22 protein-coding genes and 2 pseudogenes are annotated in these 26,859 nt (G+C 59.7%); 9 read left to right on the top strand and 15 right to left on the bottom strand.

Annotated features, from left to right (window positions below; genetic code table 11):
* Positions 1 to 528 precede the first annotated feature (528 nt).
* Both ABQ278_RS15160 and ABQ278_RS15155 read left to right on the top strand, forming a co-directional pair.
* Positions 529 to 2,406: a carboxylesterase family protein gene (locus ABQ278_RS15160; RefSeq protein ID WP_349320324.1), complete on the top strand. Its 1,878-nt coding sequence runs from the start codon at positions 529 to 531 to the stop codon at positions 2,404 to 2,406.
* Positions 2,407 to 2,566: 160 nt separating this feature from the next.
* Positions 2,567 to 4,870: a glycoside hydrolase family 3 C-terminal domain-containing protein gene (locus ABQ278_RS15155; RefSeq protein WP_349320323.1), complete on the top strand. Its 2,304-nt coding sequence runs from the start codon at positions 2,567 to 2,569 to the stop codon at positions 4,868 to 4,870.
* Positions 4,871 to 4,876: 6 nt separating this feature from the next.
* On the opposite strand, the gene ABQ278_RS15150 is transcribed toward ABQ278_RS15155, so the two are convergent.
* Positions 4,877 to 6,511 carry an alpha-L-fucosidase gene (locus tag ABQ278_RS15150; RefSeq protein WP_349320322.1) on the bottom strand — a complete coding sequence of 545 codons (1,635 nt, stop codon included), beginning with the start codon at positions 6,509 to 6,511 and terminating at the stop codon, positions 4,877 to 4,879.
* 406 nt (positions 6,512 to 6,917) lie between these two features.
* Between ABQ278_RS15150 and ABQ278_RS15145 the strand changes: the two genes are divergently transcribed.
* On the top strand, positions 6,918 to 7,847 hold the full coding sequence (locus tag ABQ278_RS15145; protein WP_349320321.1) for a zinc-binding alcohol dehydrogenase family protein: 930 nt from the start codon (positions 6,918 to 6,920) through the stop codon (positions 7,845 to 7,847).
* Positions 7,848 to 7,868: 21 nt separating this feature from the next.
* On the opposite strand, the gene ABQ278_RS15140 is transcribed toward ABQ278_RS15145, so the two are convergent.
* Positions 7,869 to 10,124 carry a prolyl oligopeptidase family serine peptidase gene (locus tag ABQ278_RS15140; RefSeq protein ID WP_349320320.1) on the bottom strand — a complete coding sequence of 752 codons (2,256 nt, stop codon included), beginning with the start codon at positions 10,122 to 10,124 and terminating at the stop codon, positions 7,869 to 7,871.
* 386 nt (positions 10,125 to 10,510) lie between these two features.
* On the opposite strand from ABQ278_RS15140, the gene dusA reads away from it, so the two are divergent.
* Complete coding sequence (gene dusA / locus ABQ278_RS15135; RefSeq protein WP_349320319.1) at positions 10,511 to 11,497, top strand: tRNA dihydrouridine(20/20a) synthase DusA; 987 nt, start codon at positions 10,511 to 10,513, stop codon at positions 11,495 to 11,497.
* Here dusA and ABQ278_RS15130 read toward each other — a convergent pair.
* The gene (locus ABQ278_RS15130; RefSeq protein ID WP_349320318.1) at positions 11,481 to 12,005 is read right to left on the bottom strand and encodes a TIGR02281 family clan AA aspartic protease; all 525 of its coding nucleotides are present in this window, start codon (positions 12,003 to 12,005) and stop codon (positions 11,481 to 11,483) included. The two genes, dusA and ABQ278_RS15130, sit on opposite strands and share 17 nt — an antisense overlap.
* A 359-nt stretch (positions 12,006 to 12,364) precedes the next feature.
* Between ABQ278_RS15130 and ABQ278_RS15125 the strand changes: the two genes are divergently transcribed.
* The gene (locus ABQ278_RS15125; RefSeq protein ID WP_349320317.1) at positions 12,365 to 12,505 is read left to right on the top strand and encodes a hypothetical protein; all 141 of its coding nucleotides are present in this window, start codon (positions 12,365 to 12,367) and stop codon (positions 12,503 to 12,505) included.
* Between the two features lie 86 nt (positions 12,506 to 12,591).
* Here the strand turns inward: ABQ278_RS15125 and ABQ278_RS15120 are convergent, their stop codons facing one another.
* The 4 genes from ABQ278_RS15120 to ABQ278_RS15105 form a co-directional block, all read right to left on the bottom strand.
* Positions 12,592 to 12,966, bottom strand: coding sequence for a hypothetical protein (locus tag ABQ278_RS15120; RefSeq protein WP_349320316.1), 375 nt, complete (start codon positions 12,964 to 12,966; stop codon positions 12,592 to 12,594).
* A gap of 247 nt (positions 12,967 to 13,213) precedes the next feature.
* The gene (locus tag ABQ278_RS15115; protein WP_349320315.1) at positions 13,214 to 13,591 is read right to left on the bottom strand and encodes a hypothetical protein; all 378 of its coding nucleotides are present in this window, start codon (positions 13,589 to 13,591) and stop codon (positions 13,214 to 13,216) included.
* 215 nt (positions 13,592 to 13,806) lie between these two features.
* Positions 13,807 to 15,531, bottom strand: coding sequence for a methyl-accepting chemotaxis protein (locus ABQ278_RS15110; protein WP_349320314.1), 1,725 nt, complete (start codon positions 15,529 to 15,531; stop codon positions 13,807 to 13,809).
* Positions 15,532 to 15,933: 402 nt separating this feature from the next.
* Positions 15,934 to 17,043, bottom strand: coding sequence for a cell wall hydrolase (locus ABQ278_RS15105; RefSeq protein WP_349320313.1), 1,110 nt, complete (start codon positions 17,041 to 17,043; stop codon positions 15,934 to 15,936).
* A 655-nt stretch (positions 17,044 to 17,698) separates the two neighbouring features.
* Here ABQ278_RS15105 and uvrB point away from each other — a divergent pair.
* The 3 genes from uvrB to ABQ278_RS15090 all read left to right on the top strand — a co-directional run bounded on the left by uvrB (position 17,699) and on the right by ABQ278_RS15090 (position 21,482).
* Positions 17,699 to 19,909: an excinuclease ABC subunit UvrB gene (uvrB, locus tag ABQ278_RS15100; RefSeq protein ID WP_349320312.1), complete on the top strand. Its 2,211-nt coding sequence runs from the start codon at positions 17,699 to 17,701 to the stop codon at positions 19,907 to 19,909.
* 390 nt (positions 19,910 to 20,299) lie between these two features.
* Positions 20,300 to 20,677: a hypothetical protein gene (locus tag ABQ278_RS15095; RefSeq protein WP_349320311.1), complete on the top strand. Its 378-nt coding sequence runs from the start codon at positions 20,300 to 20,302 to the stop codon at positions 20,675 to 20,677.
* Positions 20,678 to 20,840: 163 nt separating this feature from the next.
* Positions 20,841 to 21,482 (top strand): DUF3617 family protein, encoded by a 642-nt coding sequence (locus ABQ278_RS15090; RefSeq protein ID WP_349320310.1) that lies wholly within the window; start codon positions 20,841 to 20,843, stop codon positions 21,480 to 21,482.
* Positions 21,483 to 21,485: 3 nt separating this feature from the next.
* Here the strand turns inward: ABQ278_RS15090 and ABQ278_RS15085 are convergent, their stop codons facing one another.
* The 5 genes from ABQ278_RS15085 to ABQ278_RS15065 all read right to left on the bottom strand — a co-directional run bounded on the left by ABQ278_RS15085 (position 21,486) and on the right by ABQ278_RS15065 (position 24,005).
* A complete protein-coding gene (locus tag ABQ278_RS15085) occupies positions 21,486 to 21,920 on the bottom strand; it encodes a hypothetical protein (RefSeq protein ID WP_349320309.1) in 435 nt (144 codons plus the stop codon).
* Positions 21,921 to 21,983: 63 nt separating this feature from the next.
* Entirely contained in the window at positions 21,984 to 22,532 is a 549-nt protein-coding gene (locus tag ABQ278_RS15080; protein WP_349320308.1) for a DinB family protein, read from the bottom strand.
* Complete coding sequence (gene folB, locus ABQ278_RS15075) at positions 22,525 to 22,881, bottom strand: dihydroneopterin aldolase (RefSeq protein WP_349320307.1); 357 nt, start codon at positions 22,879 to 22,881, stop codon at positions 22,525 to 22,527. Before folB ends, ABQ278_RS15080 begins: the two co-directional genes overlap by 8 nt.
* On the bottom strand, positions 22,878 to 23,435 hold the full coding sequence (locus tag ABQ278_RS15070; RefSeq protein ID WP_349320306.1) for a 6-carboxytetrahydropterin synthase: 558 nt from the start codon (positions 23,433 to 23,435) through the stop codon (positions 22,878 to 22,880). Before ABQ278_RS15070 ends, folB begins: the two co-directional genes overlap by 4 nt.
* Before the next feature lie 90 nt (positions 23,436 to 23,525).
* Positions 23,526 to 24,005, bottom strand: a complete 480-nt coding sequence (locus tag ABQ278_RS15065; protein ID WP_349320305.1) for a hypothetical protein — start codon at positions 24,003 to 24,005, stop codon at positions 23,526 to 23,528.
* A gap of 133 nt (positions 24,006 to 24,138) precedes the next feature.
* On the opposite strand from ABQ278_RS15065, the gene ABQ278_RS15060 reads away from it, so the two are divergent.
* On the top strand, positions 24,139 to 25,248 hold the full coding sequence (locus ABQ278_RS15060) for a Fic family protein (RefSeq protein WP_349320304.1): 1,110 nt from the start codon (positions 24,139 to 24,141) through the stop codon (positions 25,246 to 25,248).
* Between the two features lie 35 nt (positions 25,249 to 25,283).
* Here the strand turns inward: ABQ278_RS15060 and ABQ278_RS15055 are convergent, their stop codons facing one another.
* The 3 genes and pseudogenes from ABQ278_RS15055 to ABQ278_RS15045 form a co-directional block, all read right to left on the bottom strand.
* Complete coding sequence (locus ABQ278_RS15055; protein ID WP_349320303.1) at positions 25,284 to 25,505, bottom strand: flagellar basal body rod C-terminal domain-containing protein; 222 nt, start codon at positions 25,503 to 25,505, stop codon at positions 25,284 to 25,286.
* Between the two features lie 380 nt (positions 25,506 to 25,885).
* Positions 25,886 to 26,101: pseudogene (locus tag ABQ278_RS15050) on the bottom strand (flagellar biosynthesis protein FlgE); the annotation flags it as partial.
* 28 nt (positions 26,102 to 26,129) lie between these two features.
* A pseudogene (locus tag ABQ278_RS15045) lies at positions 26,130 to 26,684 on the bottom strand (flagellar hook-basal body complex protein); the annotation flags it as partial.
* Positions 26,685 to 26,859: the final 175 nt, after the last annotated feature.

The following is a 26,859-nucleotide window of genomic DNA, read 5'->3' as shown; positions in this document are numbered from 1 at the left end:
TAGCGTAGTGGCGCCGCACAGTTGTAGCGGGCGGGTAGGCATAGCGTCAGACAACGTTGTCTCAATATTATCCATTTTTCAGACGAGTCAAGGTCAAATTCCGATGTCCTGGACATTCTGCGGCCGTCTACCGTCTGGGGCGCGGTGGCACGCAGAAGGGGACGAAGGGCTTTTCAAGCGGGGTATGATGAATAAAAATTAATAAACCGCCTTGAAGCCGCTCGATGCGGGCACAGTCAGGGGGCCTTGAGGTTGCTCCTGGCCTTGATTACATGAAATAAGTTTGTTCTCGCGGGTATTTCCTATGCCGTGCCGGACGGATTGGCGGCGCGATTATGCTGGGCTGAATCCTGGGGAATGCGCCTTTCTTCCGGAAGGTGCGGTGCGGAGGCGTGTAAAATCCGTTGACAACGTTATCCCAATTCGCCACGTTCAAGTCGCCAGACTGCTGCCCGAACCCAGAACTCGCGGCTGATGCCCCCTGTTGCAAATAATAAGATCCGCAAAGCCGGATCAGGAGAGGAAACCATGCGCTTATCCCCCTTTTCGTGCGCCCGTCGCCGGACCATGACGGCTGTCGCCGCCGCGATCTTTGCTGCGGCCGGCCCGATGACGGCCGCCTTGCCGGCTTACGCCGCGCCACAGACGGTCAAAACGCTTAGCGGCCCGATCCAGGGCGTCACGGTCGACGGCGTCGAGTCCTTCAAAGGGCTTCCCTTTGCCGCCCCGCCCGTCGGTGACCTGCGATGGCGCGCCCCGCAACCGGCCCCCAAGTGGTCCGCCGTGAAAATGGCCGATGCCTACGGCCATGACTGTATGCAGACCCCCTTTGGCGGCGATGCCGCGCCTCTGGGCGCAACGCCGGGCGAAGATTGCCTGGTGCTTAATGTCTGGCGTCCGGCCGGGGTGCCGAAGGATGCCAAACTGCCGGTCATTTTCTGGATCTATGGTGGCGGTTTCGTCAATGGTGGCTCATCCCCGCCGGTCTATGACGGTTCGTCCTTCGCCAAGAAGGGCGTGATCATGGTCAGCGCCAATTATCGCCTGGGCCGGTTCGGTTTCTTCGGCTTTCCGGCCTTGACGCAGGAAAACAAGGATAAGGGTCTTTTGGGCAACTATGGTTACATGGACCAGATCGCCGCGCTCAAATGGGTTCAGGCCAATATTGCCGCCTTTGGTGGCGATCCGGCCAATGTAACCATCTTTGGTGAGTCGGCCGGTGGCGGATCGGTTCACACCCTGATGACGACGTCGCAGGCCAAGGGGTTGTTCGCCAAGGCAATCGTCCAGTCGGGCGGTGGCCGCGGCAATCTGATGGGCAATCGCGAACTGAGCAAGGATAAGCCCAATCTGCCGTCGTCGGAGACCCTCGGCGTCAACTTCGCCAAAAAGAACGGCATCGCGGGCACCGGGCCGGACGCCCTTGCCGCCTTGCGCAAGCTCTCGGCCGAGCAGATCAATGATGGTCTGGGCATGATGACGATGGGCCAGGCCGGTCAGACCTATGGCGGTCCGATGCTGGATGGAGTGATTGTCGCGGAAACGCCACAGTCCGTTTATGAGGCCGGCCGTCAGGCCAAGGTGCCATTCATGATTGGCGCCGATACGGCGGATATCGGTTTTGGCTTTGCCGCGAGCAAGGAGGCCGCCTTCGCCGCCTTTGGCCCGCATGCCGATCAGGCCAAGGCCGCCTACGACCCCGATGGCACCAAATCGCTGCAGCAGATCAACAGCGAGATCGCCATGGACAAAACGATGGTCGAGCCATCGCGCTTTGTGGCGGCCACCATCGCCAAACAAGGCCTTCCGTCCTATGAGTTCCGCTTCGGCTATGTCGCGGATTCGATGGAGAGCGAATGGAAGACGGGGACGCCGCACGCCACCGAAATACCCTATGTGATGAATACGGTTCAGACCAAGTACGGCGACAAGCTGACCGCTACGGATGCCAAAATCGCCGACCAGACCAACAGCTACTGGGCCAATTTCGCCAAGACCGGCAATCCGAACGGGGAGGGGTTGCCCCAGTGGCCGCAATACGATCCGAAGGCCGACGTTCTTATGGTGTTTACGCCCGAAGGTGTGCCGGTCTCGCAACCGGACCCGTGGCGGGCGCGTATGGAGGTAACGGCGGCCGTGGCTGATCTGCCGCCCCCGCCGCCACCGGCCACCAAAACCGCCGATGGTCACTACGCGACCAAGATGACGCCTCTGGGCGACATGATTGACGATCCGGCCGCCAAGGCCGTACTCGGCAAGTATATTCCGGATGTGATCAACAGTCCGCAGATCGGTATGGGGCGCGGCATGACGCTTGTGGCGCTTCAGCAATATATTCCGGCGCTCACCGACGAGGTGCTGGGCAAGATCGATGCGGATCTGGCGGCCTTGCCCGCGAAGAAGTAGGCCAAAGCCCCGCCGTCGTCTTGGCGGCGGAGGGGCTTTGCACCCAAACCCTATTGTCATGCGGCCGGCCCTTGTCATTGCCAGAGCCAGAGCACGGCGGAGTCTGGCCGCAACCGTGGCCCGGAATGAACCGCCCAACCATATCCTGCAGGGAATTCACATGTCTTGTCGTCATCGTTCGCTTTTTGCCTCCGTCGCTTTGGGCGTCGTCCTTCTGGCCGCTCATCCCGCTGCGGCTCAGTTTGGACCGCCCGCGCCGCCGCCACCGCCCAAGGAGACGCCGTGGAAAAATACCGGCCTCGACGCGCAGACACGAGCCGATCTCATTCTCAAGGAAATGACGCAGGCCGAAAAGCTGACCCTCCTGATGGGGCATTTCGCGTCGACAGCCGACTGGATGAACCTGCGCGGTGACATTCCGGGCCTGGGCTGGAAGCCGCCCGCAGAAAGCCGCGCGCAATCGGCCGGATTCGTCTTCGGTGTGCCCCGACTGGGTATTCCCAACCAGTGGCAGGCCGATGCCGGCATCGGTGTCGCCTCGCAGCCTGGCCCGCACCCGCGTCTGCGAACGGCGCTACCGTCGGGCCTGGCCACCGCTGCGACGTGGGATCGCGCCCTGGCTTTTGACGGCGGCGCCATGATCGGGCGTGAGGCGCGCCTGTCGGGCTTCAATGTGCAACTGGCCGGCGGCGTCAATCTGGCGCGCGAACCGCGCAATGGCCGCAATTTCGAATATGCCGGCGAAGATCCGTTGCTGGCTGGCGTCATGGTGGGGGAGCAAATCCGTGGCATCCAGTCAAACCACATCATTTCGACCGTAAAGCACTACGCGTTCAATGATCAGGAAACCTATCGCAACTCGGCCTCTTCGAACATTTCGGACAAAAACGGACGGGAATTGGATCTGCTCGCCTTCCAGTTCGCGATCGAACTCGGCAAGCCCGGCGCGGTGATGTGCAGCTATAATCGCGTCAACAGCATCTATGCCTGCGAAAACGATTACCTGCTGAAGGATGTCCTCAAGACGGACTGGGACTTCCATGGATTTGTAATGTCGGACTGGGGGGCGACTCACTCGACGATCCCTGCGGCCAATGCTGGCCTCGACCAGCAATCCGGTTATCCGTTCGACCGGGCGCCATATTTCGCCGGTGCGCTTAAGGATGCGGTTGAAAGCGGTCAGGTTTCAGAGGCGAGGCTTGACGACATGACGCGCCGCGTCCTCTGGGCCATGTTCTCTACCGGCGCCTTCGACAATCCGGTGGCGGTCAAGGAGGATGAACTAGATTTTGTGGCGAACGGACAGGTCTCTCAGTCCGACGCCGAAGCGGGGATGGTTCTGTTGAAAAACGACGGCGCCCTGCCACTGGCCGCCAGCGCAAAGAAGATTGTGGTGCTGGGTGGTCGCGCGGATCGCGGCGTCATCTCCGGCGGGGGCTCATCCCAGGTCTATGGTCGTGGCGGTAACCCGGTCGCCGATCTCGATCTCGGCCCCAAATTCTTCCCAGGCCCTGTCACCTATTATGCGGACTCGCCCGTCGCGGCCCTCAAGCGCCTGACGCGGGCTGAGGTGGTCTACGATGACGGCAAGGATCCGCAAGCCGCCGCCGAACTGGCCAGACATGCGGATGTGGTGATTGTATTTGGTACGCAATGGACCGGCGAGGGTGTGGATGCGGCCATGAGTTTGGATCAGAAGGGCGACGCCTTGATCGAGGCGGTGGCCGGCGTCAACTCCAATACCGTCGTCGTGCTCCAGACGGGCGGACCGGTCTTCATGCCGTGGCTATCCAAAACGCGCGCCGTGCTTGAGGCCTGGTATCCCGGCAGTCAGGGCGGCACGGCGATTGCCCGCGTGCTGACCGGCGCTGTATCGCCCTCCGGCCGCCTGCCGGTGACCTTTCCGGCGGCCCTGGATCAACTGCCGCGTCCGGTTCTGGACGGCTTCGGCAAACCCGACAAGCCGATCACCCAGATCAATTACGATATCGAAGGTGCCGCTGTCGGCTACAAGTGGTTCGACAAGCAAAAGCAGCAACCGCTCTTCGCTTTCGGGCATGGCCTGACCTATTCGAAGTTCGCCTACAAGGCACTGGCCGCCGATACGCGCCGGAATACGCTTCTCGTCAGCGTGACGGTTTCCAACACCGGCAAGCGGGCGGCGGCGGACGTGCCGCAAATCTATGTCAGCGCGCCGGATGCGGCCGGATGGGAGGCGCCGAAGCGTCTGGCTGGCTGGAGCAAGGTCTATCTGAAGCCGGGGCAGTCGAAAGAGATCAACGTGACCGTTGATCCCCGTCTGCTGTCGACCTTCGATGCCGCCACCAAAACCTGGAAACTCAAGGCCGGCACCTATCGCATTTCTGTCGGAGCCTCGGCCGCCGCTCTGGTTAAAACCCTTGATGTCGCCTTGCCGGAGGCCGTCTTTGACATGAAGGGCCAGCCCTTGGGTGGCGGTAAATAAACCTTCTCAGATTAAGCCTCGGCCGCGAATCTTCAAAGCCGTACCGAAGGCGTGACTTGAGTTTTCCGGTAAGGTGACGTGAAGGCCCTGCTTATCCTGCCGGAAGCTGAGGGGGGCGTTGCTCCCGACAATCTCGACGCGCTCAACCTTGAGCCTGGCCAGAGTCATAAGCGTGACGACCGGCTTGGCCGGGCGGCCGAGTGTCATGGCGTACAGTGCGTCGTGGCCCTGGGTGAAGCGAATGTCCTCGGAGGTGAAGGGTTTCGCGGCGCCTTCGCCGAACTGTCCTGACGCGACTTGGGTGGGGCCTTCGCCGGCAATCCGCCAAGGCCGCGTGCCGAAAATGGCCTCGCCAAACCGGCTTGTCCATGTCGCGATGTCTTCGACGATGCGTTGTTCTTCTGAGTCGATTGTGCCGTCGCCGCGCACCGGTATGCTCAGCAGAAGGTTGCCGTTCTTGGCAACGACATCGCACAGCCGGTGTATGACCGCCTGCGCGCTCATATAGGATTTGTTGTCAAATTTTTCGCGATTATAGTGCCAGTCGCCGATGCAGGTGTCCGTCTGCCAGGGATGGGGCACAATATCCGAGCGGAAGCCACGTTCAACGTCTTCGATAACGGCCGCCCGACGATCTTCCGGCAGGTTTTTCGTATTGATCACCACATCCAGTTTGCCGTGCCAGGCCAGTGAGGCATTGTAATAGTGGGCGGCGATGTCCAGTCCCGCCTGACCGAGGGGAAGGTCGAAATTGTCAAAATACAACAGGTCAGGCTTGTAGGAATCAATCAGGTCCTTGCAGCGGAGATACCATTGCCGGACAAACGCCGGATTGGCCAGGGGCGGGCTTTCGTTCCAGACCCGGTCATGGGCTTCGTGCCAGGCCATCGCTTCTGACGTTGATTTAAGCCCTTCCGGTATGGGCATCACGGCGCCGGCATACAGTTCCTGTGGATCCAGGCCTTCCCACCATTTGCCTTTGCCGTCGTATTTGGTCAGGTTCCAGGCGTCATAACGCTCACCGACGCGCGGGCCTTCAGGATCGTAACCGTAGGCGGTCTGGAACCAATGCCAGGCATGGGCCGAATGGTTTGACACCCCGAACTTCAGGCCGCGCGCCCGTGCCGCTTTTGCCCAGATGCCGATAATATCCTTTCTGGGCCCCACGCGCAGCGAATTCCAGTCATGGAATTTGGAGTCATAGGCGTCAAAATTATCGTGGTGATTGGCGAGGGCGACAAAGTATCGTGCGCCGGCGGCCTTGTAGAGGTCGAGCAGAGCGTCGGGATTCCAGTTTTCGGCTTTCCACAGATTCTCGATTTCCATGAAACCGGTATCCGCCGGATGGCCATAGGTCTTGGCATGGTGATCATATTGGCGCTCACCCTGCATATACATGTTGCGCGCATACCAATCACCCGCTTCGGGTACGCATTGTGCGGACCAGTGCGCCCACAGCCCGAACTTGGCGTCGCGGAACCAATCCGGCGCCTTGTAGCCGGCTTTCAGGGACTCCCAGTCTGGCCTGAATGGCCCCTGAGCCATTTCGGAGAATGACCTGGCCGCTTCCGCTGGCCGACCGGAGAGGCATGCACCGCCAACGCCCGCCGTTATGGCGGCAAAATCCCGTCTGGTAATCATGTATCCTGTTCCCTGTCTGGCATGAGCGGCTAAGGTCTTGATGCGCCGCTTTCACGTGAAGTCTATTGTCGGACATTTTATATATGGCAATTATATTTGCTTGTAAATTCACAAATGGGCTCGGTGATTCAAAACCTGCGGGTTGGGTAAACCGCGCCCGTATGGCGTATACCGTTCAATTTAAACTCAATTGGCCGGTGCGCCATGAAACCAGAAAAGTTCGCCCGTATGCGGCCGGCAGATGTCACAGGGCTTGTGGTTTCATTGTTATATATGGTAGTTGCTATTAAATAAGATATTTGTACAAAAAGTAAAGTTATACCCTATGAAAGCCATTGTGTGCGACAAACCTTTTTCTCTTGGCATCGAAGACAGGCTAGCACCTGTACGCAAGGCCGGAGAGGCCATGATCCGTATCCGCCGCGTCGGGCTCTGCGGCACGGACTATCATATTTTTTCCGGCAACCAGCCCTTTCTCGCCTATCCGCGCATCATGGGGCATGAGTTGGCCGGTGAGGTTGCCGAAGTCGATGAGGGCTCGTCGCTGCGTATCGGGCAACTGGTCACGATCAATCCTTACCTGCCGTGCGGCGTCTGCGTGGCCTGCCGCAAAGAAATGCCGAACTGCTGCGTCAACATAAAGGTGCTCGGCGTTCACATTGACGGCGGCATGACCGAATTCATCTGCGTGCCGGCCGACGCGGTGATCCCGGTGGAGGGCCTGTCTCCGGATCAGGCCGCTATGGTGGAATTTCTGTCGGTGGGGGCTCATGCCGTGCGTCGCGGGCAGGTGAGCAAAGCCGACAGAGCGCTTGTTGTGGGGGCCGGGCCGATTGGTGTGGGCGTCGCCTTGTTTTGCAAATTTACCGGCGCCGAGGTCAGCCTGATCGACACCAGCGCCGAGCGTCTGGCCTATGCGCGCGATAAGGTGGGCCTGGAGCATGTGCAGCAGGTCGGGGAAGATCTCGACGCCTTCCTCACCGAGCGCTCCAACGGGGAATATTTTGACGTTGTGTTTGACGCCACCGGCAATGGCAAGGCCATTGAAAAAGGGTTCGGCTATGTCGCGCACGGCGGACGCTATGTTCTTGTGAGCGTGGTCAAGGACACCATTTCTTTCTCCGATCCGGAATTCCATAAGCGTGAAACGACGCTGCTGGGCAGCCGTAACGCGACCCGCGAAGATTTTGAATATGTCATCAGCAAGCTGCGGTCCGGCGCCATCCCCAGCGACATGCTCCAGACCCATAACTTCGATCTGATGGAGACGCCGACGCGGATCAAGGAGCTGATCGCCAATCAGGGCTCGGTTCTGAAGGCGATAGCTACGTTTTGATGGCCTGACACGTCCCCTTTGCTACTTCGCGGGATTATTGACTTTGAGGAAATCGACCACGGCTTGGGCTGTGCCAAGGCGGCAGGCCTCGGTGGCGAGGTCATGGCCGCAATCAGCCAGTTCGACATAGGTGACCGGCTTGCCGGCCTTCTGCAGGGCATCGCGCAAAGTGCGGCTCTGGCTGGCCGGTACGGTCTTGTCGTATTGGCTGTGCACCAGCAGCACCGGCGTGCGGACCGCCGCCGCCGTGATGGCCGCCGGCGTCTGGCTGCCGAAGTAGCGCTGAGCCAGGGCCGGCGAGTTGGAATTGGCGCGGAAGGCGCGCGGTTGCGTCGAATTGGCCTTGAGCGCGGCGATCTCGTCGGCCACGGCGTTTTGCTTCGCGCTCTTCAGATAGTCATCAGGATCGGCAATGCCGTTGATGGCGATGGCGCAGCGATAGGGACTGCCGGATTGCGCACCGGCCAGCGCCGCGTAGCCGCCATAGCCCTCGCCGGCGATGCAGACGCGCTTGGCATCGACAATCCCCTGACCGGCGAGATAGCGCACGCCATCGGCCATGTCGCTCAAGATTCGGCCCGACCATTCGCCCTTGCCGGCTTCGGTCAGGGCGGCGCCATAGCCATCGGAACCGCGGTAGTTGGGTTGCAGCACGACATAGCCGCGTGACGCCAGGGCCTGTGCCAGCCCGTCAAAGCCACGTGCATCGTGGCCAAGCGGTCCGTCATGCGGCAGCACGACCAGAGGCCGGTTCTTCGCCTCGCCCTGCGGCGGCAGGGTGATCAGGGCGCGGATCTCCACGCCATCGGCCGCCGTGTAACGAACCGATCGCTGCGACGCCACCCATTCCGCCGGCACCGAGGGATACTGGCTGCCGATATCGACGCGCTTGCCGGTGGCAAAATCGTAATAGTGCCACGAACCCGGATCATCACCGCCCTGATTGAACAGGATCATCTGATGCGGATCGCGCGCGGTGGCGACGACGCGCACGGCCTGACCCGGCGCGGTGTCGACGGCGTGCTTGTAGACCTCGGCGAGATCAGGATCGAAGAAGGTGTAGGTGGTGATTTCGCCATCGTGGGCGAAGCCCGACAGGGCACCGGTCTGCGGATCGAACAAAGGCCGGTCGCGGGTGGCGTCGCCGCTATCGAGCGCTTCGGACAGCTTGCCATCGGCCGACAGCTCGTAATAGTGGAAGCGGCGCTGGCCATCGGCACCAATGGCCACATCGAGGATCAGCAGGGACTGGCCGTCGCGGCCTAACCCTGCCAGAAACGGCGCAAAGGTATGCGCCTTGGCGTCGATCTTGCGCTTGAGAATCGGCGTCCACTTGCCGGACTTTTTCATCTCGATGCTGAAGGTCTCATCGAGATAGGTGTAGAGCGCTCTGACGGTGGGCTGTCCGGTCTCATCGGTCAGCCAGTCATCGACATACCTGCCAATGCGATCGAGATCACCGCCGTGATCATCGATGATGCGGCCCCGGCCGGTCTCGGGATCGACCCGCCACAGATAGGCACGCTGCGCCACCTGGCCGGCGATCGATTTGTCGCGCAGTTCGAGAAAAGCACCAACGAGCTGCATCTTACCGTCAATCATCACCGGCTTGGGCAGACCCAGCACCATGCCGTTATAATCGCCGCTCATCCTTTTACCGAGCGTCACTGACTGATTGTTGCGTAAATCAACGATCGTTCCCGCGTCGTGAGACCGAACACCATATTCAGCACATTTCGGCGGTGTCAGGCTGCTTGCAAGTATCAGGGCGAGGATAGGGTCAGGCGCAAGACCCTTGCCCGTGCTGCCTCCACCTTGGAACCCGCCGACAGTCATAGCCGCGATATAATCATCACCCGTTTGCGCCGCTTTAAAGGCCTGCCCCGCGCCAGAAGGACAGGTACCGCGCAGGCCGGTCTGGGTCTCCGACAGCAGGATATGATCATTGTCGAGCCAGGTAATTGCCGACAAAGGATCTTCGCTGAGGCGTATGGTTTGGTTGCTGCCGTCGGTCACAGTGTAGGTCGTCAGCAGGCGCAGACCGGCCTTGCGGGTGATGAAGGCGAAGCGGCTGCCATCTGAGGACAGGGCAATCTGTTCAACGCGCGGGGATTTGACATAGACCTCCAGCGGCGGAGGCGACGCCTCTTCGGCCAGTTTGGGGCGGACGGCGCCCTTGACAACAACCTCGGTGGCATCGGGCGGTGTCGTCTGGGCACCCGCCTGTGACCCGGCCAGCAAAAATATGACACTTAACGCGGTAAGACACCTAAGCATGAAATTTCCCCCTGATTGTTATTTACTTTAACTATCATCATAGTTGCTTCCCCATCTATGACAATGATAATTTTTGCGCGTGCCAAAAGATGGCCTTCAGGACCTGTCAGCGAAACAGTCTTGCTCTTTCCAGGCAACAGACCGGCTCATCTTCTGCCAATATCGAACAGGCTCAGCGTTTTATGCTTTTAAGGCGCGTCTCACCGCGGGGGGAAACGTCCCATTTATTTGCTCACTGCCTTCATATCTGTGACGTGACGGTCTATAAGGCCGTTAAATGTCTTGATGATTGCAGCCTTCTTTGGCGCCGGCCAGCATTGCCTTTTAGTCTTTGATAGTATTGAAAATGAATAAAAACCAAGCGCATAGATTTCAGCGTTGCACCCATGATGGATTGGACGGACCGGCACTGCCGCGCCTTCCATCGCACTCTGACGCGCCATGCCCTGCTCTATACCGAGATGGTGACCACCAAGGCGGTGATCCATGGCGACCGAGAGCGCCTGCTTGGGTATTCCGAGGTCGAGCATCCCGTGGCGCTGCAACTGGGTGGCTCTGAGCCTGCGGAACTGGCGCAGTGCGCCAAGATCGCCGAGGACTGGGGCTATGACGAGGTCAATCTCAACTGCGGCTGTCCGTCCGATCGCGTTCAGTCGGGCAGTTTTGGCGCCTGCCTGATGCGTGAACCGCAACTGGTGGCGGATTGCATGCAGGCCATGATCGAGGCCACGCATCTGCCGGCGACCGTCAAATGCCGCATCGGCGTTGACGATCAGGAGGCGCGCGACAGCCTGTTCGCCCTGGTCGAGGCCTGCAAGACAGCTGGCGTGACATCATTCGCCGTCCATGCGCGCAAGGCCTGGCTAAAGGGACTGTCGCCCAAGGAAAACCGCGATGTGCCATCGCTCGATTACGACCTGGTCTATGCACTGAAGCGCAGCTATCCGGAACTGACCATCGCGATTAATGGCGGGATCTGTTCGCTGGAGGCGGCGCAAGGCCATTTGCAACACGTCGATGGCGTTATGCTGGGGCGGGTTGCCTATCACGAACCGGCGCTGCTGGGGCAGGTCGATCGTCTGTTCTTTGGCGAAGGTGAGGATGTCGGGCCGTTCGCGGCGCTGGAGGCCTGTCGCCCCTATATGGCCGGTCAGCTGGCGGCCGGAGTGCCGCTGACCCACATGACGCGGCATATGCTCGGCATCATGCATGGTCTGCCGGGCGCGCGGGCCTTCCGCCGCATCATGACGGTCGATTCTATCGCGCCGGGCGCAGGCCTTGAGGTGATGGATCGGGCGGTTGCGGCGGTGCGCGAGGCTCTGGCGGCTTCGGAAGCGCGCCGTGAAGCCTATGAACTCAAGGGTGCAGAATAAGGCTCGACTGCGTGACTTCCATGCGGCTCAGCTTGCCGAGATAGCTCATGCCAAGCAGGGAGTCCGACAAGCCTTCCTTGACCACCACGCCCTCGACATTGCGCACCGTGCTCTGGCCCACGGTGACGGAGCTTAAGGTAATGCGCGCAACGGCGGTCTTGCCGTTGGCGGTGCTGACCTCGGCATCGTAGGCCAGATCGGTGAAGCCGAGGCGGCGGGCGTCAGCGGGGGTGAGGGCTATCATGCTGGCGCCGGTATCGACCAGAAAGCGCACGGCCTTGGTGTTGACGACCGCGGTTGCGTAAAAATGGCCATTGGCCGATTTCGGAATGGCGGTGATATGGCCCTGGCTGGCGGTGGTGCTGACCGGCACGGTCTCGGGCGCGCTATAGGATGCGATCTGGACGCTATCGGCCTTATCGGCGTGCTCGCCGAGTGACAGGATGCCAGTTCCGGCCAGCACGGCGCAGAAGACGGCGCTGCCTAAAACAATAGCTGATTTGATCATAACGCTAACGCTCCGCGGATCACCGGTCAGGACATGTGCCGGCGGCCTCCTTTTGAGACGGACCCAAATTAACCCAAGAGGGTTGCTTTAGAATGAATTGGGTTGGAGAATTTTATGTGGAAATTTTTGCGAAAGATGAACTTTTTCCTCAAATTAACTAATATTAATATCAATAAAAACAAATGAATATAAATTTAAAACGAAATAATATGATCCGGGTTCGGATTAATTATTGCGCGTCGGAAAATTTCTGTCATAGTATGCCTACGACGCGACGACGACTGAGAGGGTGAAAACCCCTGCGAGCTGCGCCGCGTCTTCTGGTCCATCAAACGCATTTGGAAAAGGAGACGCAACCCATGCATGACCAAGATCAAGACAAGAAACAACACGCCATGACATCCTTCGCGCTGTTCGGAGGGCTGTTCGCCAGTCCACGCAGCAAGGAGCCGCGCGTGGTCAGTCGCCCGCAGGATTTCAAACCGATTCACCGGAAGTAGGTCCATCCTTCATCGCTAAAAAGCAAAACCCCTCATGACGCGGTCATGAGGGGTTTCGTTTGACCCTGAGGTCACAAGATCAGGTCTTAGTTGGCGGCAAGCTTGACGCCGGCCTTGGCTTCCGCAGCGGCCATGTTAGGGCTGGCCTTGGTCACCTTGCTGGTGGCGCCGGAGCCATCGGCGCCGAACTTGGCCGACAGTTCGACCCAGTAGAGGCCGTCAGCGGCGAGGAAGTTGTACTTGTAGTCGACCTGATAGGCACCGGCGCGAAATTCGCAGGTTTCGATGTTGACCATCTGTTTGCCGGTGACGGCAACGACTTTGGAAACCGCGGCCTTGCCAACACCGGCGGCGAGCATGCCGGCAGCGGATTCCTGTTCGTCCGAGCAGGGGGCGGCGACGGCGGCGACTGTGGACATGGCCATGATGGCGGCGGCGGCAATAAGGGTTTTCTTGATCATCTGTTCTCTCCTTGAGGTTCTTCAGGATGAGGATCACTGTACAAAAGATAGGAAAATATTCGGTTAAATCAGAGAATTATGTTCTATTTATATGGCTTAACGGGTCGTCTCAACATCCCTTGCCGGGTAACGACGTAAAGGTTAACGGCGGCAATATCGCTGCATTAAAATGCAAAAAAAGGTGCAGGCCTATAGCCCGCACCTCATTTGCAAAACAGTATTCTGGGCGTCAGGCGCCCAACCCATCTTAGTTGGAGGCGAGCTTCACGCCAGCCTTGGCCGATGCCGCCGCCAGGTTGGGGCTCATGCCACCGATCTTCATGTCCGCGACCTTGCCGCCGGCAACCTTGGCCGAACCGGTGACCCAGTACAGGCCATCCGCGCCGATGACATTGAACTTGAATTCAGCGGCCAGGCCGCCACCCACGGCGTCGCAGGTTTCCAGGTTGATCATTTGCTTCGACTGGGTTGGCACCACAGTGGCGATCTTGGCGCTGGCGGCGGCGGCGATGGCCTTGCCGACCTGAGTTTCCTGAACTTCATCACAATCCGCGAAGGCGGCGGTGGAGGCGAAGGACAGGGCGAGAGCGCCGGCCAGAAGGGTCTTGGAAATCGAGCTATGCATTTTGCAAACTTTCACGCTGGAACTATGTTCTTGGTTTCTGAAGGGCCATGCAAGGTAAGATAGGCCCGCAAGCGCTGATGTACATCCGAAGGTTTAATTTCGTATGAATCAATATTGCGCTGCGTCAAATATTATGAGCTCGGATAATTGGGCATAAAAAAACGGAGACACATCGAGGTGTCTCCGTCTTCTTTTCAGCATCAGGCGTTCAGCTTTTAAGCGGCCGTCAGTTCCGACAGGAAGCGGCGGATATTTTCGCCCATGGCTTCCGTGCGTTGCGTGAGCTGGTTGGCGGCGCCGAGCATTTCAGTCGAGGCCTTTTCCGTATCGGCGGCAGACGCGGAGAGCTGTGCCACCGAGCTGGAGGCCATCGAGGTGCCGTCAGAGGCCTCGTTGACGTTGCGGGCAATCTCGTTTGTGGCGTCGCCCTGCTGATGAACCGAGTTGGCGATGGACGAGGCGATCTCGTTCATGTGCTTGATCGTTTCGCCGATGCCCTTGATGGCGCTGACGCCATTGGAAGCAGCCGACTGGATGTCCTTGATGCGTTCGCGGATTTCGTCGGTCGCCTTGGCGGTTTGCTGGGCCAGCGACTTCACTTCAGAGGCGACGACCGCGAAGCCCTTGCCGGCTTCACCAGCGCGTGCCGATTCGATGGTGGCGTTGAGGGCCAACAGGTTGGTTTGCTGGGCGATGGCGTTGATCAGGTCAACCACTTCACCGATCTGGTCGGCGGCGCGGCTGAGTTCGGCCATCGAGGCGTTGGTGCGGTCGGCTTCCGACACGGCTTCAGCGGCGATTTCAACCGAGCGGACGGCCTGGTCGCCAATGACGCCGATCGAGGCGGAAAGCTCGGTCGTGGCTGAGGCAACGTTCTGGACGTTGTCGGCCGAGTTGCGGATCGAGGACACTGCCGATTGCGAACGGCGCTCGTTTTCCTGGGCGATAGTCAAAAGGGTGCGGCCGTTGGCGTCGAGATCCGAGGCAGCGTTGCCGAGCGCATCCAGCATGTCCTGAGCTTCATGACGGAAGCGGTCAGCCAGTTCGGCCATCTGACGGGCGCGTTGCTCGCGGGTGGCGCTGGTGGCGGCTTCCATGTCGGACAGGCGCTGCTTTTCTTCGGCGTTCGACTTGAAGACGTTGAGGCTGTCGACGACCGATTTCAGTTCGTCGCGGCGGGCGAGGGCCGAAATGTCAACCGACAGGTTGCCGTTGGCCAGCTCTTCGGTCGTCTTCGCGATGCGATTGATGCCGGTCACGGTGACGCGCGAGAAGATGTAGGCGATGCTGCCCGAGATGACCGCCACGATGACAGCGAAGAGTGTCAGCATGCTGATGCCGGCGGTTTGCGCCGTCTTGGCGTCGGCGGCGGCCTTCTTGGCGGCAGCGACGTTGGCATTGATCAACTGGTCGCTGAGATCAGACATCTTCTTATAGCCGTCGTCGAACTGCGACATCATCGGCCCGACCGACGGGAAATCGACGTCCATCACCTGACCGGCGAATTCTACGGCTTCCTTGTAGGTCTTCACTTCTTTGGCCAGATCGGTCAGCAGCTTCTTCTGGGCCGGATCGGTAGCCTTGCTGCCGTCCGCCTTGACGCGGGCTTCGATGGTGCCGAGATCTTCGGTCACCTTGGTGACCTGGGCCGAGGCGTTGGCCGTCGGGTCGGTGGCCTTCTTGGTCAGGGCGTTATAGAGCTGGCCATTGGCTTCCTTGATGGAAGCCTTGATGTCGCCGAGTTCAACGACCTGAGGCAGGGCGTTCATATTGATGTCGTCGATGGTCTTACCCTGGCCGTTCATGATGGTGACGGCGCCGAATGCCAGAACGGCGATCAGGGCGGTGGCGACCGCAGCGGGCGCCATGAATTTTACGGTAAAAGACCAGTTCGATATCTTGAACCCGCCGGAGGTGCCGGCTGCACTGAGTTTCGTCATTATTGGCCCCTGACAAACTTTCGTATGACTAAGAAGATGTTGATCCATGAGAGGCTTTGCCAGTTTTCGGAATGCAAACAGGCATGATCGAGCCCGTTGCGACTCCTGGTAAAGACGCGCCTTTGCGCCAACCTGTCAGATTAAGGTTGTTGAAATCCTAACGACGGATGCCAAAAGCGTAAAATATGACAATTAAAAGGCGTGTATAAAAAGGACTATCGGGTTTTTGCCGCTTTCAACCTGCGGTAAGTGTTTGCTTCGCGTCATGGCGATAAGTGTGCTGCTGCGGATGCCGCATCAGACTGCGCTCGAAGGCAGGCGCGCTTTCCTACTCAAAAAAAGAGCCTGTAGAGATCTGATTCTTTCAGACCGGCACAGGCTCTGATTTCAAAATGGCGGGTGTTATTGAGGAGCGCCCTTAGCGGCCGAAGTAGGCACAGGTACGGCCTTGGTCGGCAGGGCGACCTCGGCGACGATGTCCTGCGCCGTCTTGCCATGTACGTGAGCAGTGGTCTGAACCGGCTTGACCGATGCGCCCTGCATTTTCGACAGGGTAGTGAGCAGGGCTGTCGTCTGGGCCGGTGTTTGGGCCTCGGCAATAATAGCCGTAGCGGCCGGGGGCGTCACTTGCGGCATGGAGTCCGAAGGCCTCACGCCATCCGCTGTGCCTGAGATACGCGCACCGCGACCGCGGAACTGATAGAAGATATGAGTGCCGATCTGGGCGACCCGTTCCATGGTGCCCGACCAGCCGGGTGTCACGCCGGTGGTGTGGAAACTGGTCGAGGTGCCGACCGACGGCATCACGTAGCCAGCCAAAGCGGCTTCCGAGACCTTCTTGGCGCGACGCCAGGCGGAGGTTTCGACCGGTGCGCCCATGGCGCCATTACAGACAAAGCTGAACTGGCAGGAAATGCGTTGCGCAGCACCCTGATAAACGACGCCGCAGATCGACTTCGGATAGGCGGGGTGGCGGACGCGGTTGAGGATCACCTGAGCGACGGCGCGCATGCCGTCGGTGCCTTCGCCGCGCGCTTCGTAATAGACGGCCTGTGTCAGGCAGTCGCTGTCGCTGCGGGTGGCGGCCTTGAAGTTCATGGCCGCAGCAGCGCGAACAGCCGGCGTTGAGAGGGTGTTGACAGGTGCGCTGGTGTCGAGGCTCGTGCGGACCACAGCCGCGCCTGAGTTGGCGTCTGACATAGAGCCGGGCAGGTAGCGCTGGCTGCGCATATCGCTCGACGTGCGAATGGTGGTCAGGTTTTGGGCGAGCAGGGTGTTTTCGGTGCCGGAATCGGCAAAACGCGAAAAGCGCATGGCGATGTTCAGCGCGCTGGTATCAACTCGGCCGGTGCCCGAAGCATCGAGCGCCGCCATATCTACGGTACCATCCTTGCTGGCCATCATGAGGCGGGCGGCGTCTTGCCGCTGGCCGCTCTCGCGGGCCATGTGGCTACCCAGACAGGCTGCGCCAACCGACGCGCCGACCAGGAGACCTACAGAACTCGCTGCCATGAGGGCGCGCATGCGATAGCGCGCTAAAAGTGTTGACGTCAAAACTATCTGGTCCTCTGTGACAAGGGCGTTATGTGCCCCCCGAGTAGCCTTCGGTTCGTAATTCCAGCACAGTTCTATGCAAATTACAGACCAGAGACTGACGCCAGCAGGCCAGATAGGACCCGCTGGGCGAGCCGCTGTCTAGGCGGCAATTATGGCTAAAATGTGTTCATTTGCCTTTGATGCTTTTAGATCGATAGTTACGCTGACGATCTTGTGGGGGATGGCTAAGCAAATAGGGGTAATGACGTGCAGGTTAGAATCTTTATATTGACAGGATGAACGAAGTAATCGACCGATCGATTATACGCGCCATCCGATCTTTATTATTTGCCAATGCTTTATAGTCAAAATCTTATTCAGAAAAGCTTAACTTAACGAAGCTTTAAGGGGCGCCTTCATCAGTTTTTAGAACGTCTTTCCGTGAGCGTAAGGTTGGGCGGTCAAAATAACCGGCTGGAATCCAAGCGGAAATCCAACCCGTATGACAACCCAGCTGACAAGTTCTGACGGCTTGAGGCGTTAAATCCGCGGTGTGGACAAAACGGTCGGTGGTTCACATTCTTTTTAATGCGCCTCTTTCATTTTTTTTACCCCGGCTTATGTTGTGTTCATGGCACGTTCCCCCAAAAATCAAGGCTTGGCCCCCCAAAATCCCGGCTTTTCGGATAACTCCGGTGCGTTTGTGGCAGATTTTGACTCGGCGGCGCTCAAGCAGCATAGCGGTGGCGCAACGAACATGCCGGCGACATGGGTGCCGCATAAGCCTGAGCGACCGGAAAAGTCGGAAGGCGGTCGCAAGTTCCGGCTTGCCGCGCCCTATGAGCCCGCCGGCGACCAGCCGACCGCCATCGCCACCCTGCTGGAAGGCATTGCCGAACACGAGCACGATCAGGTGCTGCTGGGCGTCACCGGCTCGGGCAAGACCTTCACCATGGCCAAGATCATCGAGCAGACCCAGCGTCCGGCCCTGATCATGGCGCATAACAAGACCCTGGCCGCCCAGCTTTACAGCGAATTCAAGGCCTTTTTCCCGGATAACGCGGTCGAGTATTTCGTCTCCTACTATGACTATTACCAGCCGGAAGCCTATGTGCCGCGCACCGACACCTTCATCGAGAAGGATTCGTCGATCAACGAGCAGATCGACCGGATGCGTCACTCGGCCACCCGCGCCATTCTGGAACGCGATGACGTCATCATCGTCGCCTCTGTGTCCTGTATCTACGGTATCGGCTCGGTCGAGACCTACACCGCCATGACCTTTGAACTGAAGGTCGGCCAGTCGATCGATGAAGGCCAGTTGCGCGCCGATCTGGTGGCCCTGCAATATAAGCGCAATGATCAGGCGTTTGAGCGCGGCACCTTCCGCCGGCGCGGCGATGTCATCGAAATCTACCCCGCCCACTATGAGGACCGCGCCTGGCGCATCAATATGTTCGGCGACGAGATCGAGTTGATCCAGGAATTCGATCCCCTGACCGGCAAGAAGATGCAGGACCTGAAAGACGTCAAGGTCTACGCCGCCAGCCACTATGTGACGCCGCGCCCGACGCTCAATCAGGCGGTCAGCCGCATCAAGGCCGAACTGAAGATGCGCCTTGAGCAACTCCATGGTGAAGGCAAGCTGCTGGAAGCCCAGCGCCTTGAGCAGCGCACCACCTTTGATATTGAGATGATCGAGGCGACGGGCGCCTGCGCCGGCATCGAAAACTACAGCCGCTACCTGACCGGCCGCGGGCCGGGCGAGCCGCCGCCGACCTTCTTTGAATATATGCCGGATAACGCCCTCCTGTTCGTCGATGAAAGTCACGTCTCGGTGTCGCAGATCGGCGGCATGTATCGCGGAGACTTTGCGCGCAAATCGGTGCTGGCCGAATATGGCTTCCGCCTGCCGTCCTGCATGGATAACCGTCCGCTCAAGTTCGAGGAATGGGACGCGATGCGTCCGCAGTCGATCTATGTCTCGGCCACGCCCGGCAAATGGGAGATGGAGCGCACTCAGGGCGTCTTCGCCGAGCAGGTTATTCGCCCGACCGGCCTGATCGATCCGCCGGTCGAGATCCGTCCGGTACACAAGGACAATTTCAGCCAGGTCGATGACGTCATCGCCGAGGTGCGTGAGGTCGCCAAACAGGGCTATCGCTCGCTGGTGACGGTGCTGACCAAGAAGATGGCCGAGAACCTGACCGACTATATGCATGAGCAAGGCATTCGTGTCCGCTATATGCACAGTGATGTCGAAACCCTGGAGCGGATCGAGATCATCCGTGACCTGCGGCTGGGCGCTTTCGATGTGCTCATCGGTATCAACCTTTTGCGCGAGGGCCTCGATATTCCGGAATGCGCCTTCGTCGCGATTCTGGACGCCGACAAGGAAGGCTTCCTGCGCTCGGAAACCTCGCTGATCCAGACGATCGGCCGCGCCGCGCGTAACGTCGATGGCCGCGTCATCCTCTATGCCGACAAGATGACCGGCTCGATGGAGCGGGCGCTGGCCGAAACCTCGCGCCGCCGTGACAAGCAGATGGCCTATAATGCCGAGCATGGCATCACGCCGGAATTGGTCAAGCGCGGCATTTCGGATATCCTCGACTCGCCGTTTGAAAAGAGCGGCCGTGTCGATATCCCCATGGGCGTGGCGGAGAAGGACACCAAGCCGTTCCTCGGTTCCAACTTCCAGGCCACCCTGCGCGATCTCGAAACGCGGATGCGCGAGGCGGCGGGCAATCTCGAATTCGAGACGGCGGCGCGTATGCGTGACGAGATCAAGCGACTCAAGACACTTGATCTCGAATTCGCCAAGGATATGCTGAGCGATTAAGTTTGGGCGACGGATCGCGCAACTCATCCCAATCACGCGACCGGCACCTTGCCTGTTTTCGCCTGTCAGCCATTCTCAGGGCTGATATTAACCAAAGCGCGTTATATGGATCACACACTGTGGATAAATCAGCGGCGTTTGACGTCTCTGAAACATATTCATACTGGATTTTTATACGGTTTCGGGTGACCCTTGCCCTAAGGGCGCAGGGGGCACATGCGCAGTCGGGAACAGGTTCAGGTTGTTGATTTAAACAGCTTATTAACCGGAACCTACGATGCTGCCCGAACTATGCCTGACTATGTGCCTGAGCTGAATGCCTAATCTAGTGTACGTGTTGCATATGTCACACCGGGGTTGATCGAGATGCGTCGAACAAGATTAAATGTAGTGCCGCCTGTCTCTAAAGAGATAGCGCTTGGCAAGAAGGAACTGGCGCTTGGCCAGGTGATCGATGGCGACAAGGTGATGAGCCTGCCGACCACGGTTGCCCATGCGCCGGCCTATATCGACGATGTACCCGCCACAACCTCTGTGCGTGAAAGCCGCACCCAGCGCGTCCGCCGCCTGCAGGAAGAAGCCCGTGCGCTGGCCCGCGAACAGATCGCTGAATTTGAAGTGCTGCTCGACGCCACGGCCAAGGCCGCCATGGAAATCGCTGACGGCGGCGAGGTCTATTCGATCGGCGCGCGCGAAATCTGCCGTCGTCTGGCCGATGAGTTGCCGCGCACCCTGCAAACCCTCCAGGTTATCTCTAAAAAGCGTTAAGCGGCATTAACTAAAAACTTTTCTGCGTCAGGACTATACGCTGGCACAGGCCTGCCTTTTCCCTTATCCTGTCGTTACCTCCTGTGGATGATGTGCTTTGCAAGCCTTGCCGGCGAAGCCATTATACGGCCGCTCACCGGCATGGGGATACTGGGGAAGTGTCATGTTGCAGGCCAGCCTTAGCCGTATCGCCTTGATCGCTGGCCTAGCCGCGACAGTGGCCGGCTGTCAGAAAAAGCCCGAACCGCCGGCACCTGTGGCGCCCGCCCCGGTCGTTGTTGCCAAACCCAGCCAGCCGCTGCCGGCCCGCAAGCCGGGTCTTTGGGAAACCCGCCTGAGCGAAGAGGGCAGTCCCGATGCGGCGCAGGTGCTGAAAATCTGCATCGACGCCCTGACCGATCAGCATCTGGGCATCCTGGGCACCGATCTGTCCGGCGGCAGTTGCTCGAACAAGACCTACAGTCCGCAAGGCGATAACACCTGGGGCTTGCTGGCCGAATGCGCCATGGGCTCGGGCGTCGTGACCGAATATTCCGGCTCGATCACCGGCGATTACAGCCGGTCCTACGAGATGCGCGTGCGTTCGCAGACCACGGGTGGCAACCTGCCGCAGATGAACCGGGTCACCAACTATGTGGTGACATCAAAGCGCATCGGCGCCTGCACCAAGGAACAGAAGCCGGGCGATATCATCAATGACGGCGTCAAGATGAACCTGTTTGACATGTCCGGCATCCGGCGTGACGGCGCCGCCTCGGCCACGGCCGCCTCCGATATGGCCGAACCGGCCGATGTGGTTGACTAGAGTTTAAACCAGCCAGTCCTTGCTGTTCGGGATCGGCCGGCTGTAGAGCAGGTGGTTGAAGCCGACGATGGCGCGGCCAACCGTATAGGCCAGACACAGCAGGACAAGTCCCATCAAGATGGCGGTGACCGGGCCACTGACGGCATGACGCTGGGCGAAGGTATAGATGATGGCGGTCAGCAGCACCGGCAGGATGCTGTACCAGAAGGTGCGCTTCTGGAACTCATAGTGGCTCTTGAGCCAGTCCGGCGTCTTGTCCTCGGCAAAATTGGCGATCAGCATGACGATCAGGGCGCTGAGGCCAAAGGTCATGGTGGTGAAGAACAGCAGCAGATAGGTGGCAAAGGGTAACAGGCGCGGGTCCGCGACAAAGGCCTTGAGGTCGGCACTAGCGCCTTTTGCTGGTGTGGCGGGCTTCTGAGGCGGTTTAGCGGGCATGGGCAGTATCCATTTGAAGGCATCAAAAGCCTACCCCAGCTTACCAATGCTGCATAGCGGTATTTATGGCGCCGTCAGATCGGGCACCAGCGGCGCCAGGTCGGTGACGCCGATATCGAGCCCCATCTGGCTGAGCAGGGTGGTCACCTGACCGCGGTGGTGGGTCTGGTGGTTGAAGACGTGGCTCAGCACCAGACCAAGCGTCTTGGTGAAGGGCACGCCGCCTGCGTTCTTGTAGCTGAGCGGCGAAGCGATATCGGCATCGCTCAACTGCTCGATAAAGCGCAGGATCAGCCCGTCCAGCTCTTCGCGCACCGGTGTTAGTTCGGCCATCGTCGGGTAGAGCAGATCGGCCAGCGCCGCCGGCTTCGGCAGGGCGTCGAGTGCCATCAGCACCTGACCATAGGGCTGTGGGCGGAAGCGGTTGAGCCACATCAGGTCAGCGACGACCAGATGGTTGAGCGTGCCGAGCACCGAACCGAAAAAAGCACCGCGCGATTCCAGCAGAGCCGCGTCGGAGAGCGGCGTGAGCACCGCGATCAGCCGCGCGTTCATCACGCTGTTATAGGTCGCCATCAGGCGCAGGTGGTCTTTATAGGCCAGTTCAGTCATTTTCGTACACCACGCACACCCCGGCCTGATCGGCATCCGACAGGGCTTCCGGCTTGATCACCGACACCTCGACGCGCAGCACATGCGGCAGGGCGACGAGCGTCCGCGCCATGTCCTCGGCCAGGGTCTCGACCAGCTTGATATGGCCGCGCGCGATGAAATCCCGCGCGATCTGCCCCACCAGTTCGTAGTTGAGCGTGTCGTTCAGGCCGTGGATCTCGTGGCGTTCGAGATCGAACACGGCGTCGATGATCAGCGGCTGGGTGCGGCCATGCTCATGGTCATAGATGCCGATGGCGGCCTCGACCCGAAGCCCTTTGACGAAGACGCGGCGCGCTATCAGGCTCATGACGCACTCCCGATTTGGGGCCAGCTTGAGGGCGGCAACAGGTCGTTGAGGCTCATATCGGCGCGGTGGCACCAGTCGCCCAGCCGGATCGGGCAGGCGGCGATATCGGCCGGCCCCAGCACCACGCTGTTGGTCGGGGTTTCCTCGATCTCGAAGCGCACGCATTCGAAATCGGGCAGGTGCGCGGCCAGAATGGCGTTCAGCTTCATATAGAGCGCGGTGGCGACGGCCTCGGTGGTAGGGTCGCCCGCGATCACCAGCAGGCGCGTCAGCAGTTCGGGCTCATGCTGCTGGAAATAGCCGAGCATCGGGTCATTGTGGCCGAGCTGAAAGGCGTGGTCGAGACTGTCATCGACGAAGCCGTGCCAGTGGCGCTTGAGATCGGCGAAGCTGGCGGCGTAGTTGGCGTTGCCCCAGTCGATCTGGCGGCCGCCCTTGCTTTGCAGGTTCACCACGACGAATTCGTTATGGCCATGCGGCGTCATGCACTTCGAATTGTGATCGAAGCGCAGACGATGGGCCATGGAAAAGCGGCGTTTGAACTGGAGCTGCATGCCTGAAAACCTTTGAGGGCGTTCAAACAGCAAAGCGGCGCCAAAGTCAATGCGGGCAAAGTCAATGCGCGTGACCTGGGCGGTGCCGCGTCAGGCGGGCGGCGGGGGCTTCTTCGCAGAGGGCGCTGTCAATCCGAGATCGGCCTGCGCTTTCAGGATGGCGCCGGTATAGTCGATAGTGTCGACCTCGGCGCCTGAGCGCTTAAGCGCGCCCGCGCCCGCAGGGGCGGGGGTTCCGGCGCTGGCCGGCTGGGGTGTTGGCAGTGCCGCCGCGTTTTGGGTCGCGTTTTGGGCGGCGTCCCACCAGGGACCGAGATCGCGGCGGCGTTTTTCGCCCCATTCCAGGGTGTTGGCCAGAGCGACGCGCGCCTTGATGGCTTCGCTTTCCTGGCGGGCGCGCTCGGCTTGTTGTTGAAAGGGATCGGGGGCGTGGCGCTCGGCGCGGTCGCAGCGGCTATAGATGCGCTCGATCACGGCAGCCACGCGCACGGCACGCTCGACGCCCGGCATGTCTTCTGGATCGTCCATGGCGGTGATTTTCAGCAGCATCCGGTCGGCGAAGGCGCGCAAATGGCCTCATTTTGCTAACGAGAATCGACTATTCGGCGAATATCGGGACAATCTCCGCATATTATGCGGCGATTGTCTAGCTTTTGCGGTGATTAGATGGCATATTCTCCGCACTACGTGCGGAGAATATGCGGTGCCAATATATATCCATCAGCGCGATACCTGGCCCGTTTTCCGTTGGCACGAGGGGGCGCTGGCCCGCCAGCTTGCCGATGTGCGTCACCGGCAGGGCCGATTGATCGGCCGCATGGAAGCGCTTGGCTTCAACCTGCGCGCCGAGGCCGTGCTGGCGACCCTCACAGAGGACGTCATGAAATCCTCCGAGATCGAGGGGGAGGCGCTGGATCGGGAACAGGTGCGTTCCTCCATCGCGCGCCGGCTCGGCATGGATGTGGGCGGGCTGATAGCGGCGGATCGTCATGTCGATGGCGTGGTGGAAATGATGCTCGACGCCACGCAGAATTTTCGCGCCCCCCTGACCGAAGAGCGGCTGTTCGACTGGCACGCCGCCCTTTTTCCGACAGGGCGCAGCGGGATGACGAAGATCGTGGTTGGCGCGTGGCGCGGCGAAGCCTCTGGTCCGATGCAGGTGGTTTCAGGCCCGCTTGGCAAGGAACGGGTTCATTACGAGGCGCCGCCTGCGCATCTACTCGATGGCGGCATGAGGGCCTTTCTTCAGGGCTTCGAGCAGGGGGAGCCGACAGATCCCGTTATCAAGGCCGCGGTGGCGCATCTCTGGTTTGTAACCCTCCACCCCTTTGAGGATGGCAATGGGCGGATTGCCCGCGCGATTGCCGATATAGCGCTGGCGCGCTCGGAAGGCAGTCCGCAGCGCTTCTACAGCATGTCGGCGCAAATCCGTGCTGAGCGCAAGGGCTACTATGATATTCTGGAAGCCACGCAGAAGGGCGATCTCGATATCACCCGCTGGCTTGAATGGTTTCTGGCCTGTTTGGGACGCGCCATAGACAGCGCGGACGTGACCCTTGGAAAGGTGCTTATCAAGGCGCGCTTCTGGGAGGCCGCCAAGTCGCAGACCCTTAATGAACGGCAGAGCGCCATGATCAACCGGCTGCTTGATGGGTTTGAGGGCAAACTTACCTCGTCAAAATGGGCCCTCCTCACCAAATCGTCACAGGACACGGCGTTGCGTGATATGACCGATCTCGTACAGCGCGGACTGCTGGTCCGCGATGCCAGCGGCGGACGTAGTACCAGCTATTCCTTGCGGGCGCCGAATTAGGCTTACTTCGCCCCGCCTATCCCTCCGCGGCAAACCTAGCGCTTGATGCTGAGCAATTCCTGGAGCATCTCGTCGGCCGTGGTCACCACCTTCGAGGCCGCCGAATAGGCGCGCTGCACGGTGATCAGGCTGGTGAACTCCTGCGACAGATCGACCGTGGATGCCTCCAGCGTATCGGCCTCGATCGTGCCGGCGCCGCCTTGCCCCGGTGCTTTCAGCGAATAGGTGCCCGAACTCGGTCGAAACCGCGTAGGCATTGCCGCTGACCGCCGTCAGGCCGTTGGAATTCAGGAAGGTGGCTACGGCGACCTGAGCCAGGGTGCGGGTATGGCCGTTGTTGTAAGTGGCGGTGACCATGCCATCGGTGTCGATATCGATGCTGGCCAGGGTGCCGAACTCGGTGCCGTTGGCCGTAATCGTTGAGGTGGTGGTGTCGGTCGCCTGCTGCGTCAGGCTGCTTGTGCCGTCCGTGCCGAAACCCATGGTGATGCTTTGCGCGGTGGCCCCGACCGAACTCGTCCCAGCGCACGCCGGAAGTCTCCGACGAAGCGCCGATGGTCAGGCCGGTTGCCGAGAACAGGTCGCCGGTCGAATTTTCGCTGTCGAGATTGCCGCTGGAATCGAACCAGATGGACCCCGTGGTGATCTGGTTTAGGCCATTGTCGGAGGTGACGTCGTCCGATGATACCTCGTAGTACCATTGCGTTTCGCCATAGGTGGTGCTTGAGGAATTGGTATCGATGCTGCCCTTCAGCAGGGAGATGGTGAGGGTGTGCTCCTGGCCCAGAGAATCCGACACGCTGGTCGAGATGGTGGCGTCGGGCTTGGTGCCTTCGCCGGTCGTTGAAATCATAAACCGATAAGGCGGCGGAGGTCGGATCGTAGGTGTTCGACGTCACGGCCTCGGAGGTCGTGGTGGTCGAGTTCAGATTGGCCGAGAAGCTGACGGCGGTCGTCGCCGAGGGCGTGTTGGCGAGGTCGCTGACATTGATCGGCACCAGCAGGTTGGCGTCGGTGGCGGAACTGGTGATGTCGCCATTGGCGTCCGCAGCCCAGCCGAGCAGGTAATAGCCGCCCGAATTGACCAGATTGCCGTCGGTATCGGTAGAGAAGGAGCCGTCACGCGTAAACAGCAGCGAACTGCCGCTGGTGACATCCGACGACGAGTCCGAGACGACGAAAAAGCCCTGCCCGTCGATGCCAAGGCTGTAGCCTGAGGTGTCGCTGTTCAGGTCGCCCTGTGTCGTCACGCTCTGGCGGTTGACCGCCACGACGCCGCCCGAACTGTAGCTGTTTGAGCTGGCAGAACCGCTGACCAGATCAGTGAAGCTGGTCGTCATTTCCTTGTAGCCCGTGGTGTTGGCGTTGGCGATATTGCTGGAAATGCTGGCCAGGGCCGTCGCATTTGCCGCCAGGGCTGTAACGCCCGATTGCATGGCGCTGTTAATACTCATGACTACGGATCGGCCTAAAATGTGTGTATAATGTGCAGTGTAAAATTCACCATTATAAATAAATGCAAATTAATGGTTAATTTTGCAGTATATGACTTATAAATGTTGTGTCACAACTGAAATAATGTTGTTTATTTTGAAATAAATAATATGATAT

Origin of the sequence: Asticcacaulis sp. MM231 (assembly GCF_964186625.1) — a bacterium.
Classification (GTDB): domain Bacteria; phylum Pseudomonadota; class Alphaproteobacteria; order Caulobacterales; family Caulobacteraceae; genus Asticcacaulis.
Note: the sequence above shows the minus strand (reverse complement) of the source record. Positions and strands in the feature narration are given on the sequence as shown.

Excerpts from the sequence above, each read along its gene's own strand:
- ABQ278_RS15125 (WP_349320317.1), top strand. The coding sequence starts at position 12,365 with ATGCATGACCAAGATCAAGACAAGAAACAACACGCCATGACATCCTTC.
- ABQ278_RS15120 (WP_349320316.1), bottom strand. The coding sequence starts at position 12,966 with ATGATCAAGAAAACCCTTATTGCCGCCGCCGCCATCATGGCCATGTCC.
- ABQ278_RS15070 (WP_349320306.1), bottom strand. The coding sequence starts at position 23,435 with ATGCAGCTCCAGTTCAAACGCCGCTTTTCCATGGCCCATCGTCTGCGC.
- ABQ278_RS15105 (WP_349320313.1), bottom strand. The coding sequence starts at position 17,043 with ATGGCAGCGAGTTCTGTAGGTCTCCTGGTCGGCGCGTCGGTTGGCGCA.
- folB (WP_349320307.1), bottom strand. The coding sequence starts at position 22,881 with ATGAGCCTGATAGCGCGCCGCGTCTTCGTCAAAGGGCTTCGGGTCGAG.
- ABQ278_RS15155 (WP_349320323.1), top strand. The coding sequence starts at position 2,567 with ATGTCTTGTCGTCATCGTTCGCTTTTTGCCTCCGTCGCTTTGGGCGTC.
- ABQ278_RS15130 (WP_349320318.1), bottom strand. The coding sequence starts at position 12,005 with ATGATCAAATCAGCTATTGTTTTAGGCAGCGCCGTCTTCTGCGCCGTG.
- ABQ278_RS15150 (WP_349320322.1), bottom strand. The coding sequence starts at position 6,511 with ATGATTACCAGACGGGATTTTGCCGCCATAACGGCGGGCGTTGGCGGT.
- ABQ278_RS15140 (WP_349320320.1), bottom strand. The coding sequence starts at position 10,124 with ATGCTTAGGTGTCTTACCGCGTTAAGTGTCATATTTTTGCTGGCCGGG.
- ABQ278_RS15090 (WP_349320310.1), top strand. The coding sequence starts at position 20,841 with ATGTTGCAGGCCAGCCTTAGCCGTATCGCCTTGATCGCTGGCCTAGCC.
- ABQ278_RS15110 (WP_349320314.1), bottom strand. The coding sequence starts at position 15,531 with ATGACGAAACTCAGTGCAGCCGGCACCTCCGGCGGGTTCAAGATATCG.
- uvrB (WP_349320312.1), top strand. The coding sequence starts at position 17,699 with ATGGCACGTTCCCCCAAAAATCAAGGCTTGGCCCCCCAAAATCCCGGC.
- ABQ278_RS15160 (WP_349320324.1), top strand. The coding sequence starts at position 529 with ATGCGCTTATCCCCCTTTTCGTGCGCCCGTCGCCGGACCATGACGGCT.
- ABQ278_RS15115 (WP_349320315.1), bottom strand. The coding sequence starts at position 13,591 with ATGCATAGCTCGATTTCCAAGACCCTTCTGGCCGGCGCTCTCGCCCTG.
- ABQ278_RS15080 (WP_349320308.1), bottom strand. The coding sequence starts at position 22,532 with ATGACTGAACTGGCCTATAAAGACCACCTGCGCCTGATGGCGACCTAT.
- dusA (WP_349320319.1), top strand. The coding sequence starts at position 10,511 with ATGATGGATTGGACGGACCGGCACTGCCGCGCCTTCCATCGCACTCTG.
- ABQ278_RS15055 (WP_349320303.1), bottom strand. The coding sequence starts at position 25,505 with ATGCCTACGCGGTTTCGACCGAGTTCGGGCACCTATTCGCTGAAAGCA.
- ABQ278_RS15145 (WP_349320321.1), top strand. The coding sequence starts at position 6,918 with ATGATCCGTATCCGCCGCGTCGGGCTCTGCGGCACGGACTATCATATT.
- ABQ278_RS15085 (WP_349320309.1), bottom strand. The coding sequence starts at position 21,920 with ATGCCCGCTAAACCGCCTCAGAAGCCCGCCACACCAGCAAAAGGCGCT.